Below are 15,035 nucleotides of genomic sequence, written 5' to 3'. Positions count from 1 at the left end.
ATTATTTGCTCATGCTGAGCATAAGTTCAATTGGTTTAAGTGCTTTTCTTCTTAAATTTTCGTCCATATTGATTTGGGGCTTCATTGTTTCAAGACAAGTTAAGACTTTATCTAAAGTATTTAAACGCATGTAGGGACATGCATTGCAACTACAACCATCAATCCCTGGTACCTCTAAAAAAGTTTTGCCCGGCAGTCTTAGGCGCATTTGATGAAGTATTCCTGGCTCCGTTAGGACAATAAATGATTTCGCTAAGCTTATTTCAGAATGCTTAAGTAATTTGCTAGTTGAACCTATGAAATCAGCTAGCTCTAGCAAATTACTTTGACATTCTGGATGTGCGATTACTTCAGCCTGTGGATATTTAAGCTTCAATTTGATTAAAGCTTCTTCACTAAATGACTCATGAACAATGCACCTGCCTGGCCAAAAGGTAAGCTTACGCTTACTTTTCTTTTGAACCCATCTCCCAAGATTTTGATCTGGAGCAAATAATATTGGGCGATCCTTCGGTAACTGCTTGACTAAATCTACAGCATTACTACTTGTGCATATTAGATCGCTTTGGGCTTTTACAGAGGCAGTGCAATTTATGTAGCTGATTACAAAGTGGTCAGGGTGTTGTTTGCGAAAATTCTCAAATTCTTCAGCAGGGCAATCATCTGCCAATGTGCATCCTGCATCTAAGTCTGGAATTAGAACTGTTTTTTGGGGACAAAGAATTTTTGCAGTTTCTGCCATGAAATGTACGCCACAAAAAACTATTACATCTGCAGTTGTATTTGCAGCTTTTCTTGATAGCTCCAGTGAATCTCCAATGAAGTCAGCTATATCTTGTATTTCCGCGTCTTGGTAATAGTGAGCAAGGATGATTGCATTCCTTTCTTTGCGCAGCAAATTAATGGCTTTGAGTTGAGCTTCCCTGTTCTGGGGAACCGGTGAAACCGTCTGGTAGGCGGAAACAGCGGTAATCAGAGTTCAAATACGCAATTTGAGTCAGTATAGATCCAGCCTATTCACAAAACCTGTCAATTCTTACCATTGCTATAGCTGGAGATCTTCATGGTGATTGGTTGGATGATGACCATGAGCTTCTAATTCAGCTGGCTCCTGATGGAGTCCTGTTCGTTGGCGATTTAGGAGAGGCTGATGTCAGGCTTGTAAAAGCAATAAAAAACCTGAATATCCCCACCGCTTTGATTCTTGGTAATCATGATCGTGGTTATGACCTCACTGGTGAGTTGTTAAGACTTCAGTTAAACATCCTGGGAAATATTCATTGTGGATGGGGGTTGAGGAACTGGCAATCTCCAAAGATTGCTGTAGTGGGGGCACGTCCATGTAGTGCTGGAGGTGGGTTTTACCTTTCGCCTGAGGTTGTTGGAGTTTTTGGTCCAATTACACTTCAGGAATCTGTTAACCGGATTGTTTTAGCGGCTGAGGATGCCTGTGAGGCGATGCCATTGGTGATCCTTGCTCATTCTGGCCCTACAGGGCTTGGCTCAGATGCAGACAGCCCTTGTGGTAGAGATTGGAGATTGCCTGCGGTTGATTGGGGGGATAAAGATCTTGAGCTCGCTATTGATCAGATAAGGAAAAAGCGAATTCCCGATTTGGTTGTTTTTGGCCATATGCATCATTCATTGAAACGTGGAAATAAAGCTCGAAAAACATTTTTTGAGGATCGTTGGGGAACGATTTATTTAAACGCTGCATGTGTACCTCGAAGAAAGCTGGACAAAGATGGAAATATCTTGCACCATCTTTCTTGGGTTCAATTTCTTAATGGTCATTTGGATTATGTTTCTCATCGATGGTTTAGAAATGACACCTCAATTGCTTCTGAGGAAATACTATTAAACAGATCAAATAGATCGCTTGTATAATAGTATCAACCTTATACAATATTAATTAACCTATCTTAAAGATTTACTTGATGAATATTAGAGGAATGAATTTCCTCTGGTTATAACTTATTATGAACTTTATATGTTAAATATCAGAATTTGAATTTAGATTTTTCCCAATTGTTTCTTGGGCAAATAGATATGCAGTAATAAGTGCACTTATAAAACCTAAACTATTTCTTACTAGAGGAAGTAAATCTGTAGTTCTTGAAATTACTGGGGCAATGCCAAATACCCCAAAAAGCATGGCCCAAAGAGGTGATAATAGAAGTAACCAAGGCCATGCAATTATGTCTCCCTCCCTGCGAGGAAAAGCCGCAAAACCTGCTATAAATCCACCTAATATTGAGGTCGTTAATGTAAACAACCATTGTTCTCTTGGTAAGCCTGGAACAACTTGACAGCCTCCTTTGTTAAGACAACCCTCTACTGAAGAAATTGCACCTAGGATCGCACCATCCTCTCCGTTGTCTTTTACATAGTATTGATTCCCATAGCGCGTTTGAAGTTCTACCCAGAATGTTCTTGGCATAAGTGCATATAGAGCATCTCCTACATTGAAATTGAGAAGGTTTCCTCCTCGAGGATCAGCTATCACTAACAAACTGCGCTCATCAAGATCCCAGAATTTACGTACTGCAAGTCCAGGAGTCCTGTCGTATTGGGAGAGAACTCTGATCTTCCATCCTGTTTCTTCCTCGTAATCATTCAGTGATTTTTCCAGCTCGACTCTTTGGTTGTCATTAAGTGTTTTAGCTAGATCAATTATTGGTGTTGCTTCTTCAGGAAGAAGGTCTGGATTGTCATAAGAAAAAACCGGGCTACAGAGAATGAAAGAAACCAATAAAGCAAGAAGACCAAGCAAGGGTCTTATCCTGTGATTAAATCCCATGAAGTCATATCACTCATGGGCATTCTCTCTAATGGATGGCTCATCTGCGCATTGTCCAGAATGGATAGCAAATAAAATCTCTGATGCTGGTGGGAGTATTAGCTTTCATCAATACATGGATTGGGCTTTAAATGACCCTGAACATGGTGCATACTCTTCAGGTCATTTAAAGCTTGGAAGAAAAGGGGACTTCGCTACTTCACCTTCTTTGGGAAGTGAGTTCGCAGAGCTTTTGGGATGCCAACTAGTTGATTGGCTAGAACAATTGCAAAAGAAAAATATTAATAATCTCCCACTGTCATTGATCGAAGCTGGTCCTGGTGAAGGAGACCTTGTCTTTGATTTGATACGTGTAATTAGTGAAATCTCTCCATATATCTTTAGTAAATTAGAGCTTTTGTTGGTTGATATAAATGAAGGTATGATTGAAAAACAAAAGAAACTTCTAAGTTCTATATCAACCATTCCAATAAGATGGGCCTCCTTAGATGAATTGTCGGAAAACCCTGTTATTGGTGTAATATTAGCCCATGAGGTTCTTGATGCACTTCCTGTTGAAAGAATAATTTTTCGTGATGGAGAACTTTTTAGACAAGGTATTAAACTTCAGGTAGTTAGGTCTAAACAAAAACTTTCTTATGTAGAACTTCCACTTTCATTAAATATCAAAGAATCCTTGTCAGAGTTTCAAGATACACTTTCTATTCAAATACCACCAGAAGACATTTCTAATGGTTGGTGTAGTGAGTTACATCTAGATTTGAAGCAATGGATGTCCAAAGCCTCTAAGTCATTAATATTTGGCTCTATGTTGATTATTGACTATGCATTAGAAGCAGGCCGGTATTACAAAGCATCAAGAAATAATGGCACACTTATGAGTTATAGAAATCAATCCGCAAGTTCCGAAGTCCTTAATAATCCTGGATATTATGATATTACTTCACATCTTTGCATTGATGTACTTAAGTTTTTTGCTGATAAAAGCAATTGGAATTACTTGGGAGAGGCAAGACAAGGGTTGGCCCTTTTGGCTTTGGGTCTTTCTGAACGTCTTTATTCTTTACAGAAACTTCCAAATGATCAATTAGCAGCTGCCTTGGCTAGAAGAGAAGCTTTACTTCGTTTAGTTGACCCTGCTGGCTTAGGGGAATTTAGATGGATGGCTTTTCAAGTGGATAATGAAAATAGATATTTAAAAGGAAGTTTAACTACTAAGTTCCTTGCTAATCCAGATGGCTAATTCTAGATAAACATTCCTTGATAGAACTAATATTAACATCATCTTTTATTCCTACCACGCCAATCTTCTTTGGGATAATAAAGCATATTTTTCCTTCTTTTACTTTTTTATCTCCTAGTAAGCTTTGACATACATCTTCTATATTTAATTTGGGCCAAGTTGTAGGCAGCCCTGCTTTCTTTAGTAGAGCTTTTTGTCTATTCGCATCATCTTCACTCCAGCTTCCAAGCTGTATTGCAAGCTCTCCAATTGCAACCATTCCTATCGAAACTGCCTCTCCATGTAGCCAGGTTCCATAACCACATAGAGTTTCAATAGCGTGACCTAATGTGTGCCCATAATTAAGGATTGCTCTGATACCACTTTCATGCTCGTCTAAGGCTACAATATTGGCCTTAGATGAACACGAACGACTAATAATCTCTTCTAGAGTTTCATAATCTAATTCTATTAAATCGCTAAGGTCGTTATGCTTTTCAAGGAGACTGAAAAGTTTTGTATCTCCTATTACAGCATATTTAATGACCTCAGCCATTCCTGCGCGAAACTCTCGCACAGGAAGTGTTTTTAATGTTAAGGGGTCTATTAATACTAGTTTTGGTTGATGAAAAGCCCCTATAAGGTTTTTTCCTCCTTTGTGATTAACACCTGTTTTTCCGCCTATTGAGGCGTCCACCATGGCTAGAAGTGTTGTGGGTACTTGAACTACTGAAACGCCTCTTAGCCATGTTGCTGCTGCAAATCCTGTCATATCTCCTACAACGCCTCCACCAAATGCAATCATCAGCGACCCTCTTTCGAGTTTTGCTGCAAATGCCGCATCGTGAATAAGGCTGATACTTGAAGGATTTTTTTGACTTTCACCAGCCTTAATAATTAGTAGAGTTGGTTCATATCCACTTTCCTTAAGGCTCTTTATAAAAAGATCGCTATATGGTTCTGCTACATCGCTATTGGTAACTACTAGAATTTTTACTCCTTTTTTTATCCCTGCTTTATTCAGTTCTTCACCAATACGATGAAGTATGCCTTTCCCAATGATGATTTCATAAGGTTTCCTAGAGATTTCAACGGGAATACGACGGGTGGATTGATCTGTAACCTCCAAGATATCTAAGCAAGTGTTTTTCATGATATTTTGCCTGGATGCAATGCACTGTTTTAAGTCATTTCACTTCATTGCTAACAATTTGCTTCTGAATTAATAGGCTTTTGTGGTTAAGCCTTGCTTGAATGACTTCTAATAGAAGGTAAGCCCTTTTATAGGCTTAAAGCTTAAACGAGTTGTAAAACTCGTATGGGTGGCTCATTTGGCAATAGATTCTTGTTTGTGAGCTCTCAAGCTTGCATTATTGGATGCTTTTTAGCTTTAAATGGCTACTGCTTCATTATCAAAGAATGTTCTAATGAATTCTGTAATTGGAGTTGTGGGAGGAGGACAGCTTGCTCAAATGTTGGTTGAAGCGGCGAAAGGACGCAATGTGGAAGTGATTGTTCAAGCAGAATCTCATAGTGACCCTGCTGCGAAAAAAGCTAATAGTCTTATTTTAGCTGAAACTCAAGATGCTTTTGGTACAAGTCAACTTATAAATGCTTGCTCTTCCGTGACCTTTGAGAATGAATGGGTCAATATTGAGGAGTTGGCAAAATTAGAGACAGAAAAAGGCTGTTTTATTCCTTCCCTTGCAGCAATTGATCCTTTAATAAATAAGATTTCACAACGTCAACTTCTAGATGCTCTTGAAATACCAGGACCTGAGTGGATGCAATTGTCTTCGGAGAAACTCGGATTTTCAAAACTACCTAGTGGGTGGAACTTTCCTTTAATGGCTAAATCTGGTAAAGGTGGCTATGACGGAAAGGGTACAAAGGTTATTAATAGTTTTGATGACCTTAATGAGCTCCTGCAATCTGTAGATTCTAAGGATTGGTTGATTGAGGAATGGGTGCCTTATGAGAAGGAGCTAGCTCTGGTTGCAAGCAGAGATTTAGAAGGTCGAATTAGGGCCTTTCCACTTTCTCAAACTCATCAGTTTAACCAAGTATGTGATTGGGTTCTTGCGCCTGCCGAAGTTAGTCATTCTGTTCAGGCGCTGGCTTATAACATGGTTGCATCTTTGTTGACTAAATTGAATTATGTAGGTGTAATCGCTATTGAATTTTTCTATGGACCTAAAGGCTTACTTGTTAATGAAGTTGCCCCACGTACCCATAACTCAGCTCATTTCTCAATAGAAGCATGCAATAGCAGTCAATTTGATCAACAAGTTTGTATAGCAGCTGATATTCCTGTCCCAGACCCAGAACTTATTGTTCCTGGAGCAATTATGGTTAATTTACTTGGCTTGCCTGTAGAGAAGGCTCCCCCACTGAATGACCGACTTGCTGAATTGAAACGAATTAATGGCGCTCATCTTCATTGGTATCAAAAAAACAAAGAAATACCTGGAAGAAAACTTGGACATGTCACTCTTCTTCTTTATTCAGATAATGCTCAAGCAAGGAGGGAGGAGGCGCTTAGAGGATTAGAAAGTATTCGTTCGATTTGGCCTTTGAATCTGACTTCATAGGTTTAAATTAGGCTGGAACTGCTTTGTTGGTGACGGCCTTTTCTAGTGCTCTGATCTGACTCTCTTTCGATTTGGGGAGACTGTCGTGAAGGTGACGTATACCAGCCTTGTTGCTGGAAACGAAGCCCCACTTTGAATCCCCTTCTGGTTTATCCAGGTCGAACGCTGGGGCTCGCACGGCACGGTGGTTCAGTATCCGATAAGTGACTGCGGCACATGGGTTTTACCCGTCGCAGTCATGGATACTTTATGGGTGGTCCTACCAGTAGGTCCTACCAAGTGGTCTTACCAAAGGTCCTACCAAAATTTACGTGGAGTAATAAAAATAAAGCCATCACTTGTATTAGCCGCGGCAAAAAAGAATTTACAGATCATCAGAGGTAGATTTTTAATTCAAGGCTTGAAATAAGAATCCTGATATAGCTTGAAAACAAAAAGTCACTAGGGTTAGTTCTATAAGCAAGATCCGTAACTGGTCCTCCCATTTGTATGCCCCAGTAGGTGCTTCCATCAGTAATTGCAAGCGTTGTAAAGCGTTGTGCTTTCTGTTGGACTTCTAGTTTTTTAATCTTCTTCTTATTGAGCACCTTGTATGGCTGGAATCATCTTTCCTCCATCTTGGTCATCATCATCATCAATTTGTCGTGCCAGCAATTCCAATAGAACAAGAGTAGCCATCGGATAAAAACACCACAGAAGTGCTTTCCATGCAGGAAAACTATCTACAGATGCTTGAAGTTCACCTAAAGACATAGCAGTAAATAAAAAACAGAGGAAGTTCTTTTGAATGAGAAAAGCAATGCCAATTAATTAGTTGATCTTCTTCTTGAAAGACCTCTCCAAAGAAATGCGGCGATGTAAAACAACGCAGCTGCAGAAGTGAAAAAGATTATCGAGAAGAAGTTCATAACAGGCCTATCGATCCAGCAGCTATGCCGATGACACAAAAGAAAGAAAATTCAACTAAATCTCGAAATAGTGAGTTTAGAGCAGAAGAAATTTTTTCAGACACTTTAGTCTTTAGCAAATTACAAATAAATAGGTTTAACTTTGTAGAATCCTTATTGTAATTACAATCTTCAAGAGAATTTATTAATTTTTTTGTGATTACTATTTCGTTAGAAAAGGAAAATCCCTTTTGATTGAAAGAAAATATGAACTGCTGGATTATGAAGGTATTGATAGTGGAACTCAATTCCAATCAATACAAAAAGCAATGAACTACTTAAAAATAATCCAGTTGATAAGAATTGGCGATCTTTAAAGAGATCTTGATTAGATATTAGAGATGATGTTGTCATGCTGATTAGATACAAATCATTAAAATGTGATATTTATAAGATTCAAGGTCTGCTTCCAAGTTGAAGCTGACCTGAATCTATTAATTGGCCCAGTTTCAAAGCTGTAGCTAGTTCACATCTAGAGAAATCTACTTGATTTCTCGTGACCCAACCCAATTCTTCCTGGGTAATAATCCCAGTAGATATGGATGTTAGAAATAATGCACCAATTCCCATTTTTAAGCTCCTTAAAAAGAAGATTAGTTAGATCGTTTATAGATCCCTTGAACAAATTGCTTCAAAGGTTTGAAAGGGTTCATTTCCATAGCTTTAAAAAATACCAGGAATAATTTGGCCAGTAAATGTGTAGGTTCCAATAGCAGCAAGGATGCCAACCATTGCCCACCTTCCGTTTTGCATTTCAGCGCTTTCTTTCATTGTTTTTGGAGATAGTGTTTGTTTGTCTGAAGAAATAACGTAATAGTTATTTTTTAATTTGTGTCATCTTTAGAAAACACCAGGAATAATTTGACCAGTGAAGATGTAACTAATAAGAGCAATATCGAATCCGATCATTGCCCAACGGCCATTTTGAAGCTCAGCATTTTCAGTCATGGTTTTAGTTGATGATTTTTGATTTGAAAGTAATTTAGGAATACTGGATGAAGTTTTGCTTAGAAAACACCAGGAATAATTTGTCCAGTTAGTACATAACTAATAACAACTACATCAAAAGCGATCATGGCTAGCCAACCATTAACACGTTCAGCAAGTGCTGGTGAAGAAAGAGCCATGAGCTGAGGAGAGTTACCCATTGAGAAATCTAAATAAAGAAAAAGGACAGGTCGAATCCAACCTGTAAAGAACTATAACAATTGTGTTACGGAGTATGAAGGTACGGCTAACCGAAAATTAATTATTCATAATCAAATATCTCTTTAAAGCAACTGACAGCAGTTAATCTAAGCTATTGGTAATCCATGGTTTGATTCAATTTCTTGTCAACATAGATATTCTTTTATTTATGAATACAGATCATATATATACAGTTCTCCGCAAATATTATTTAGTTTCTCTTAAATCATTGTTCGTCTAGGCTTGTAATAGAAAGGTATTGTATTGTCAAGAGGCATGTTCAATCTTTAGAGAAGTCATACAGAGCAAACATTCACTTTCACTTACGATTTCGGATCTTGGCTATCAGGCTTGAAACGGATATCGAACCCTACAACAATCCCGATTGAAATTAATAACAGTCCTATACAAGCTCCTAAAGGTGGGAATTGCCAAACCATAATTTCTCCTGTTAGTTGAAAAATTGGCGTTAGAAACGAGTGAATACTCCGATATTGCAAACACTTGAGTAACCACTGAAAGATGTGTTGTATCCCTTCAGCACTTAACTAGTGGTTAGTAGCCCCTTACGCCTGATTGAATAGTAAGGCAAATAATGAAATGCCTGATGCTGATAATGATTTAGAAAACCGTAGTTTTGTAATCGGAAGACCGAACAAAATGCAACCACGTTTAGGTGCTTTTGATTTTTATCTTTTGGAGGCAGGACAAAGTGAAAGGATATAGCCTTTCCGTTCCACGCAAAATTGCATAATTTCATGAGCAATGAATCCTTCTCTTCAACAATTTCGTAATAAGGACGGCCCTCATAATCAGCATCTGAGCAGCATATCCCCATAGATCTCTTCAAGTAATTCATAGGTATCGTCGTATTTATCAAGGCTTTGTGATCTAGATACCCTTGGTATTGCAATCCATCTCGTCAGAAATAGAAGCAAATGTCATTCATCATCTTCCTCATTCCTTTTAAACCAGCCCTGCTCTTGCCTTCCTCTCATTAGCGAGGTGATCAACGCACCAGCAAAGAACGCACCAATACATCCCATGATCAACAACAGCGGGGAAGGAGCATTCCCTCCAGCGACTTGGCTTAGTGGGTCAAGAGCATCCACGTCAGTCTTTTATTTTGATTTGTACTTTCTCTACACGTAGCAGCATCTCCTTAACGGCATAAGCCGCAACACCAAAGATCAGAATCACACCAAAGGTTTGAATGAAATCGATGTAAGTGGCAGTTAGATGGTTCATTCTTTTTTTGAGTAATAGCGGTCAGCCATTTCAAGAAGCATCTTTTTGACGTGCTTATCAGTGGCGTTGGTTTCTTCTTTTAGTTTCTCGCATGCTCCTTTGACTTGCATCCAAACGGCTTCCATTACCTCTCTTTCCTGTTCAGTTGGCTTCCATTTAGGTGCTTCCATCAGTAATTGCAAGCGTTGTACAAGCGTTGTGCTTTCTGTTGGTCTTCTAGCTTTTTAATCTTCTTTTCTAGCTCTTCCATCTCTTGTTGGGCTTGATTGATCAGTTCTAGTGACCATTGCCAGTTCTTTTCTTTGCAGTGTTTCCTTGCAGATTCCCAATCCATAGTGAAGAAGCAATAGAGTTTTGAAGTCGGAAGCGATATCTTTGAGACACCACCGACACTAATCAATTTTTCTAAAGTTGATCCCAACGAAAAGCCAATCAAAATAAGCCTTCAAGTTATATAACTGGCAATTATTCCCTGATAACTATTTAGAGACGAAATGATTTAAAGCCATTTTCAAAAGATTCTAAGAAATTGTGGAATTCCATGTTGAGACTTAGAAAATTGAATAAATAAATGGAGCGACAACAGAGCCCTGAGTGAATATAATTAAGGCGCCCATTAAAACAATTGTTATAATTAAAGGTGCTAGCCAGTATTTCTTACGAGCTCTTAAAAAGTCCCAGATATCTTTGGTGAGATCTAAGAAAGCTTCCATAGCATTAGAAGATGCGGGTTAAATCTGTTTGGTGGTTTTGTTTGTTTTCTCTATAAGATTTCTCATTGCTTTCTTTTTTTCTAAGAGGGTCGTAACCGAAAACTCTCATAATGTAAGCAATGGGCTGAAGTACTATAAGGAAAACTAATCCAAGAATAATACGACTATTAATCCATCCAAGTCCATATCCTAATGCCATCCATCCCCTATATGGGTATAAAAGTAAATGTGGTTTCAGAATCCCAAGAACCAAAGCAGGAGAAGCTATCCATAAAGTCCAAAACCTGAAAACATGTCCCCCAATTGCTGGAAGTAGCCATCCAATAAGAATTGGGAATCCAAATCCAATGAGAAATCCAAATTCACGTAATTGTTTTTTGGAAATAGAATTTGTCATGATTAATCTAATTCAAATTCCTGTTTCCAAGTTTCATCTTGTTCTGTATTTGGTTGTTCGCTCTTTAATAGTATTTGATTTTGGAGTACAAGTATATCCATCTCAGTTCTCATAAAGCATCGGTAGGCATCTTGGGGAGTACAAACAATTGGTTCGCCCCTTACATTGAATGAGGTGTTGACAATTGTGGGACAGCCAGTTTTACGTTTGAAGGCACTAATTAAATGATAATAACGAGGATTTGTTTTTTTACTAACTGTTTGAACTCTTGCAGAATAGTCTACATGAGTAATTGCTGGAAGGGATGATCTGATAATATTTAATTTATCAATCCCAAAAAGTCTCTGTTCCTCTTCGGTCATTTTTCTGCAGAGTTCTTTTTTTATAGGTGCGACTAACAACATATAAGGACTTTTGGTATCCATTTCAAATTGACTAGCAACATCTTCTTCTAAAACTGATGGTGCGAAAGGACGAAAACTCTCTCTATATTTGATCTTGAGATTCATTACACTTTGCATCGTTTGATTACGTGGATCGCCAATGATTGATCTTCCACCTAGTGCTCTAGGCCCAAATTCCATGGCGCCATTAAACCAACCAATAATTTTCCCTTCATCAAGACATTGAGCAAGCCTTTCAAAGAGTTCTTCATCTTCTTGTGTTTCGAAAGAAGCATTGACCTTTTCTAAATAACTAACAATCTCCTCATTAGAGAACTCACAACCAAGATAAGTTCCCTTCATTGAATCATTAGGTTTGATTTGTCGAGGCTTATTTAATTGCTGATGCCAACCAATAAGTGCTGCACCTAAGGCAGAACCTGCATCCCCACTCGCCGGTTGAATCCATATCTCCTCAAAGATTTTCTCTTTATATAACTTGCCATTAGCTACACAATTTAAGGCAACACCACCTGCAAGACAAAGCTTATTTATACCGGTTTCTTTTTGTAGCGATCTTGCAATCTTGATGACAATTTCTTCTGTTACCACTTGAATAGATGCCGCTAAATCCATATGAAACTGAGTTAGCTCTGTTTCATTTCCTCTTGGAGGTGCTCCAAAGAGTTGATGGAATTTCCGACCTGTCATGCGGAACCCACGATGATATTTAAAATAACTAATGTTTAATCTGAAAGTGCCATCATCTTGAATATCAATTAGATTATCTTTGATTTCTTTTACATAGTTTGGTTCTCCATAGGGTGCTAGACCCATTAATTTGTACTCGCCAGAATTTACTTTAAATCCGCAGTAATAAGTGAATGCTGAGTAGAGAAGGCCTAGTGAATGAGGAAAACTAATTTCCCAGAGAGGTTTTATAGTGTTGTGATTTCCAATCCAAGTAGAAGTTGTAGCCCACTCTCCTACTCCATCCATACAAAGTATTACTGCTTTTTCAAATGGACTTGGATAAAATGCAGCGGCGGCATGAGATAGGTGATGCTCTGAGAAGAGTAATTCTGGGATTTGGGGCTCCATTTCTGGAACTAGTTCTTGTTGTAAAGACTTCAATTTCTTCTTGAGCCCGGCTTTTAAAAATAATTTTTCTTTTAACCAAACTTGCATTGCGGCAATAAATGAGCGACCGCCTCTTGGTGCAGCACCGAGATATGTCTCCAAGAGGCGCTCAAATGTTAATAGTGGCTTCTCGTAATAAACAATGGATTCAATATCTCTGAGATCAATATTCTGGGATTTAAGGCAGTAGCGAATTGCGTTTACAGGAAATTCAGCATCGTGCTTCTTTCTAGAAAATCGTTCTTCTTGCACTGCCGAAACAATCTCGCCATCACGAATCAAGGCAGCAGCACTGTCATGGTAGAAACATGAAATTCCTAAAATTATTTTCTGTTTCTTTTTGACCAATATTTTCGCGCAGTTTAGGTAAAGGTTATCAGTGCTGGAAGTGAGAAAAGGCAGATCTAATGCTTTACAGAAAGAAAAATCAACCTCATTCTTCTACGCTTGTAAAAAAGGCGTTCCGATCATTTTGTACATCCTTTGTTTTTCTGAAATCTCAGATGTCTTATGAGATAGATGATTGAATTTTTTCGTCCCTTTTGTTCTGAGATTGTAGTTTGCCATGATCAGCAGCTGCGTGAAGGACCACTACTTCCATCAACTTGCCGTGGTGGGTTAAGAGCATCCATATCACTCTTTGATCTTGACTTGGGCATTCTCTACACGTAGCAGCATCTTTTTAATTGCATAAGCAGCAACTCCAATGATCAAAATCACACCAATGGTTTAAATGAAGTCGAGGTAGGTAGCTGTGAGGTGTTTCATTGAGTTAGCCTTCTTTTGTAGTCATGTCTCCTATCAATTGCACTCTTTGACTGCAGCAATGAATGATCCTGTTCTTACTCCTACTTTCTCCATGCAATAGATCTCTGCAGAGGTCTTGATTGCTACTGGTACTTGAGTTAGGGCTAATACCATCAATGCAAATCCAGTACCAGGAGTATGGATATCTAATTTAAAGCCTTTGAGCCAGTTGGTTATTGCCATGGAAGAAAACCTCTAGAGTGGGAAATTGGAAGCGATGTCTTAGATCCACCACCAACATTAATCATTGAGATCTCTGTATTCTTTTTAGCGAGGTCAAGCTTTTTGGCTTTTGCTTTGTAAAGGCAATTATTTTTTGGTGATTACATTATTAATTTAGCAGGCGCCTTGCTAACATAATTGAAATTAACATTATGCATATATACATCAATGAGGATATGTGTTATTGGTTCTGGTATCATTGGGTTGACTTTGTGCCTTGAAATAAAGAAAAGATATCCTAAAATCTATATAGATTTAATAGATGAGAACTCAATACCTTCGAATGGAACATCAATTAGGAATAGTGGCGTTCTTCATGCAGGTCTTTATTATGAACCTGGTAGCTTAAAAGCAAAATTTTGCCAAGAAGGTAGAAAGCTGCTTTTGAATTATATAAATAATAATCACTTGCCTTTATTGAATTGTGGAAAGATATTGGTTCCTTTTAATGATATCGATTACAAAAGAATGAGTATAATTAAGAGGAATGCAGAGTTAAACAATTGCACGGTAGAATTGATTAATTATCAAAGAGCATTCAATATACAGCCTGGAATTATTGAAAGAGATAATTATCTATGGTCTCCATTGACAAAGGTATTCTCACCTAAGTCCATTCTTTGCTCTCTTTATAATAAGCTTAAAGAATTAGATGTTAACTTCATAAAAGATAAAGTATCATCTATAGATGGTTGCAAGGGAAGTGTAACAAGATTTAGAGCGAAAACATCTTTATATGATTACATATTTAATGTATCTGGTCCAGGCTCTTTAGCGTTATGTCAATCTGATTTGAATTCACCAAACAATCTAATCTTATTACCAATACTTGGTCAATATGGATTCCAAAAAACTTCAGTTAAGCTGAAAACGAATCTATATCCAGTTCCTGACCCTGAACTGCCTTTCTTGGGAGTGCACATAACTCCAACAACTGATGCCCAGATCTTGGTAGGACCAAATGCTGTCCCATCACTCTCTAAGTACTATGATCAATTTTCTATCAGTGATCTTTTAGAAATTCCATCACGTTTGACGACATTAACTTTAATGATGCTTGGTAATTACAATAATTTTAGAGAACATGCAGCCTCCGAGTTTTCTATTAGAACGAATTTAAAATTCCAATCTCGCGCTAAAGCATTTTTTGACCCTAGAATTTCGTCTGGAATTCAGGTCAATATGACTCCGGAAAGATATGGAATTCGCCCACAATTAGTTAATAAGAGCAATATGAAGTTCTTTGATGACTTTCTCGTAAACAGATCTAAAAAAGCAATACATGTTGTAAATGCAATCAGCCCAGCATTTACGTCTTCAATGTCAATAGCGAATTTTCTTTGCGACTCGATTTTTAATCAATGATTTCAATAAGCT

22 protein-coding genes and 1 other RNA gene are annotated in these 15,035 nt (G+C 38.0%); 6 read left to right on the top strand and 17 right to left on the bottom strand.

Annotated elements, in window-relative coordinates:
* Window position 1 precedes the first annotated feature (1 nt).
* Window positions 2-973: a quinolinate synthase NadA gene (nadA, locus tag SOI82_RS02960; protein WP_320668313.1), complete on the bottom strand. Its 972-nt coding sequence runs from the start codon at window positions 971-973 to the stop codon at window positions 2-4.
* Between the two features lie 68 nt (window positions 974-1,041).
* Between nadA and SOI82_RS02955 the strand changes: the two genes are divergently transcribed.
* The gene (locus SOI82_RS02955; RefSeq protein WP_320668312.1) at window positions 1,042-1,887 is read left to right on the top strand and encodes a TIGR04168 family protein; all 846 of its coding nucleotides are present in this window, start codon (window positions 1,042-1,044) and stop codon (window positions 1,885-1,887) included.
* Window positions 1,888-1,993: 106 nt separating this feature from the next.
* Here the strand turns inward: SOI82_RS02955 and SOI82_RS02950 are convergent, their stop codons facing one another.
* Window positions 1,994-2,800, bottom strand: coding sequence for a TPM domain-containing protein (locus tag SOI82_RS02950; protein ID WP_320667892.1), 807 nt, complete (start codon window positions 2,798-2,800; stop codon window positions 1,994-1,996).
* On the opposite strand from SOI82_RS02950, the gene SOI82_RS02945 reads away from it, so the two are divergent.
* A complete protein-coding gene (locus SOI82_RS02945) occupies window positions 2,799-4,043 on the top strand; it encodes a class I SAM-dependent methyltransferase (protein ID WP_320667891.1) in 1,245 nt (414 codons plus the stop codon). The genes SOI82_RS02950 and SOI82_RS02945 overlap by 2 nt on opposite strands.
* Here SOI82_RS02945 and aroB read toward each other — a convergent pair.
* Entirely contained in the window at window positions 4,027-5,175 is a 1,149-nt protein-coding gene (gene aroB, locus SOI82_RS02940; RefSeq protein ID WP_320667890.1) for a 3-dehydroquinate synthase, read from the bottom strand. The two genes, SOI82_RS02945 and aroB, sit on opposite strands and share 17 nt — an antisense overlap.
* A 241-nt stretch (window positions 5,176-5,416) precedes the next feature.
* Between aroB and SOI82_RS02935 the strand changes: the two genes are divergently transcribed.
* Both SOI82_RS02935 and ssrS read left to right on the top strand, forming a co-directional pair.
* Window positions 5,417-6,613, top strand: a complete 1,197-nt coding sequence (locus tag SOI82_RS02935; RefSeq protein ID WP_320667889.1) for a 5-(carboxyamino)imidazole ribonucleotide synthase — start codon at window positions 5,417-5,419, stop codon at window positions 6,611-6,613.
* 12 nt (window positions 6,614-6,625) lie between these two features.
* Window positions 6,626-6,808, top strand: a non-coding RNA gene (gene ssrS, locus SOI82_RS02930) — 6S RNA.
* A 179-nt stretch (window positions 6,809-6,987) separates the two neighbouring features.
* Here the strand turns inward: ssrS and SOI82_RS02925 are convergent.
* From SOI82_RS02925 to SOI82_RS02900, 6 genes are all read right to left on the bottom strand, one after another.
* Entirely contained in the window at window positions 6,988-7,200 is a 213-nt protein-coding gene (locus SOI82_RS02925) for a hypothetical protein (RefSeq protein ID WP_320667888.1), read from the bottom strand.
* Window positions 7,190-7,366: a hypothetical protein gene (locus SOI82_RS02920; protein ID WP_320667887.1), complete on the bottom strand. Its 177-nt coding sequence runs from the start codon at window positions 7,364-7,366 to the stop codon at window positions 7,190-7,192. The genes SOI82_RS02925 and SOI82_RS02920 overlap by 11 nt, the downstream gene beginning before the upstream one ends.
* 590 nt (window positions 7,367-7,956) lie before the next feature.
* Window positions 7,957-8,130 carry a hypothetical protein gene (locus SOI82_RS02915; protein ID WP_320667886.1) on the bottom strand — a complete coding sequence of 58 codons (174 nt, stop codon included), beginning with the start codon at window positions 8,128-8,130 and terminating at the stop codon, window positions 7,957-7,959.
* 93 nt (window positions 8,131-8,223) lie between these two features.
* Window positions 8,224-8,331, bottom strand: coding sequence for a chlorophyll a/b-binding protein (locus tag SOI82_RS02910; protein WP_414153521.1), 108 nt, complete (start codon window positions 8,329-8,331; stop codon window positions 8,224-8,226).
* A 69-nt stretch (window positions 8,332-8,400) separates the two neighbouring features.
* Complete coding sequence (locus SOI82_RS02905; protein ID WP_320668464.1) at window positions 8,401-8,550, bottom strand: chlorophyll a/b-binding protein; 150 nt, start codon at window positions 8,548-8,550, stop codon at window positions 8,401-8,403.
* Between the two features lie 17 nt (window positions 8,551-8,567).
* A complete protein-coding gene (locus tag SOI82_RS02900) occupies window positions 8,568-8,687 on the bottom strand; it encodes a high light inducible protein (protein WP_320667885.1) in 120 nt (39 codons plus the stop codon).
* 637 nt (window positions 8,688-9,324) lie between these two features.
* On the opposite strand from SOI82_RS02900, the gene SOI82_RS02895 reads away from it, so the two are divergent.
* The gene (locus tag SOI82_RS02895) at window positions 9,325-9,474 is read left to right on the top strand and encodes a hypothetical protein (RefSeq protein WP_320667884.1); all 150 of its coding nucleotides are present in this window, start codon (window positions 9,325-9,327) and stop codon (window positions 9,472-9,474) included.
* 215 nt (window positions 9,475-9,689) lie between these two features.
* Here SOI82_RS02895 and SOI82_RS02890 read toward each other — a convergent pair whose 3' ends face one another.
* From SOI82_RS02890 to SOI82_RS02855, 8 genes are all read right to left on the bottom strand, one after another.
* A complete protein-coding gene (locus SOI82_RS02890; protein ID WP_320667883.1) occupies window positions 9,690-9,860 on the bottom strand; it encodes a hypothetical protein in 171 nt (56 codons plus the stop codon).
* A 1-nt stretch (window position 9,861) separates the two neighbouring features.
* Entirely contained in the window at window positions 9,862-9,996 is a 135-nt protein-coding gene (locus SOI82_RS02885; RefSeq protein WP_320667882.1) for a hypothetical protein, read from the bottom strand.
* Window positions 9,993-10,166, bottom strand: coding sequence for a hypothetical protein (locus SOI82_RS02880; RefSeq protein WP_320667881.1), 174 nt, complete (start codon window positions 10,164-10,166; stop codon window positions 9,993-9,995). Before SOI82_RS02880 ends, SOI82_RS02885 begins: the two co-directional genes overlap by 4 nt.
* Window positions 10,166-10,432, bottom strand: a complete 267-nt coding sequence (locus SOI82_RS02875) for a hypothetical protein (protein ID WP_320667880.1) — start codon at window positions 10,430-10,432, stop codon at window positions 10,166-10,168. The genes SOI82_RS02880 and SOI82_RS02875 overlap by 1 nt, the downstream gene beginning before the upstream one ends.
* Window positions 10,433-10,547: 115 nt before the next feature.
* On the bottom strand, window positions 10,548-10,709 hold the full coding sequence (locus tag SOI82_RS02870) for a DUF5989 family protein (protein ID WP_320667879.1): 162 nt from the start codon (window positions 10,707-10,709) through the stop codon (window positions 10,548-10,550).
* Between the two features lie 4 nt (window positions 10,710-10,713).
* Window positions 10,714-11,106 (bottom strand): SxtJ family membrane protein, encoded by a 393-nt coding sequence (locus SOI82_RS02865; protein WP_320667878.1) that lies wholly within the window; start codon window positions 11,104-11,106, stop codon window positions 10,714-10,716.
* Between the two features lie 2 nt (window positions 11,107-11,108).
* A complete protein-coding gene (locus SOI82_RS02860) occupies window positions 11,109-12,977 on the bottom strand; it encodes a carbamoyltransferase (RefSeq protein ID WP_320667877.1) in 1,869 nt (622 codons plus the stop codon).
* Between the two features lie 453 nt (window positions 12,978-13,430).
* The gene (locus SOI82_RS02855) at window positions 13,431-13,619 is read right to left on the bottom strand and encodes a hypothetical protein (protein ID WP_320667876.1); all 189 of its coding nucleotides are present in this window, start codon (window positions 13,617-13,619) and stop codon (window positions 13,431-13,433) included.
* Window positions 13,620-13,796: 177 nt separating this feature from the next.
* On the opposite strand from SOI82_RS02855, the gene SOI82_RS02850 reads away from it, so the two are divergent.
* On the top strand, window positions 13,797-15,023 hold the full coding sequence (locus SOI82_RS02850) for an NAD(P)/FAD-dependent oxidoreductase (protein ID WP_320667875.1): 1,227 nt from the start codon (window positions 13,797-13,799) through the stop codon (window positions 15,021-15,023).
* Window positions 15,024-15,035: the final 12 nt, after the last annotated feature.

Source organism: Prochlorococcus sp. MIT 1307 (genome assembly GCF_034092395.1).
GTDB lineage: Bacteria > Cyanobacteriota > Cyanobacteriia > PCC-6307 > Cyanobiaceae > AG-363-K07.
Note: the sequence above shows the minus strand (reverse complement) of the source record. Positions and strands in the feature narration are given on the sequence as shown.

What these genes read in the sequence shown, in the direction of transcription:
- SOI82_RS02885 (WP_320667882.1), bottom strand. Translation starts at nt 9,996, where the DNA reads ATGAACCATCTAACTGCCACTTACATCGATTTCATTCAAACCTTTGGT.
- SOI82_RS02920 (WP_320667887.1), bottom strand. Translation starts at nt 7,366, where the DNA reads ATGTCTTTAGGTGAACTTCAAGCATCTGTAGATAGTTTTCCTGCATGG.
- SOI82_RS02865 (WP_320667878.1), bottom strand. Translation starts at nt 11,106, where the DNA reads ATGACAAATTCTATTTCCAAAAAACAATTACGTGAATTTGGATTTCTC.
- SOI82_RS02910 (WP_414153521.1), bottom strand. Translation starts at nt 8,331, where the DNA reads ATGAAAGAAAGCGCTGAAATGCAAAACGGAAGGTGGGCAATGGTTGGC.
- SOI82_RS02935 (WP_320667889.1), top strand. Translation starts at nt 5,417, where the DNA reads ATGGCTACTGCTTCATTATCAAAGAATGTTCTAATGAATTCTGTAATT.
- aroB (WP_320667890.1), bottom strand. Translation starts at nt 5,175, where the DNA reads ATGAAAAACACTTGCTTAGATATCTTGGAGGTTACAGATCAATCCACC.
- SOI82_RS02900 (WP_320667885.1), bottom strand. Translation starts at nt 8,687, where the DNA reads ATGGCTCTTTCTTCACCAGCACTTGCTGAACGTGTTAATGGTTGGCTA.
- SOI82_RS02880 (WP_320667881.1), bottom strand. Translation starts at nt 10,166, where the DNA reads ATGGAAGCACCTAAATGGAAGCCAACTGAACAGGAAAGAGAGGTAATG.
- SOI82_RS02855 (WP_320667876.1), bottom strand. Translation starts at nt 13,619, where the DNA reads ATGGCAATAACCAACTGGCTCAAAGGCTTTAAATTAGATATCCATACT.
- SOI82_RS02870 (WP_320667879.1), bottom strand. Translation starts at nt 10,709, where the DNA reads ATGGAAGCTTTCTTAGATCTCACCAAAGATATCTGGGACTTTTTAAGA.
- SOI82_RS02915 (WP_320667886.1), bottom strand. Translation starts at nt 8,130, where the DNA reads ATGGGAATTGGTGCATTATTTCTAACATCCATATCTACTGGGATTATT.
- SOI82_RS02945 (WP_320667891.1), top strand. Translation starts at nt 2,799, where the DNA reads ATGAAGTCATATCACTCATGGGCATTCTCTCTAATGGATGGCTCATCT.
- SOI82_RS02950 (WP_320667892.1), bottom strand. Translation starts at nt 2,800, where the DNA reads ATGGGATTTAATCACAGGATAAGACCCTTGCTTGGTCTTCTTGCTTTA.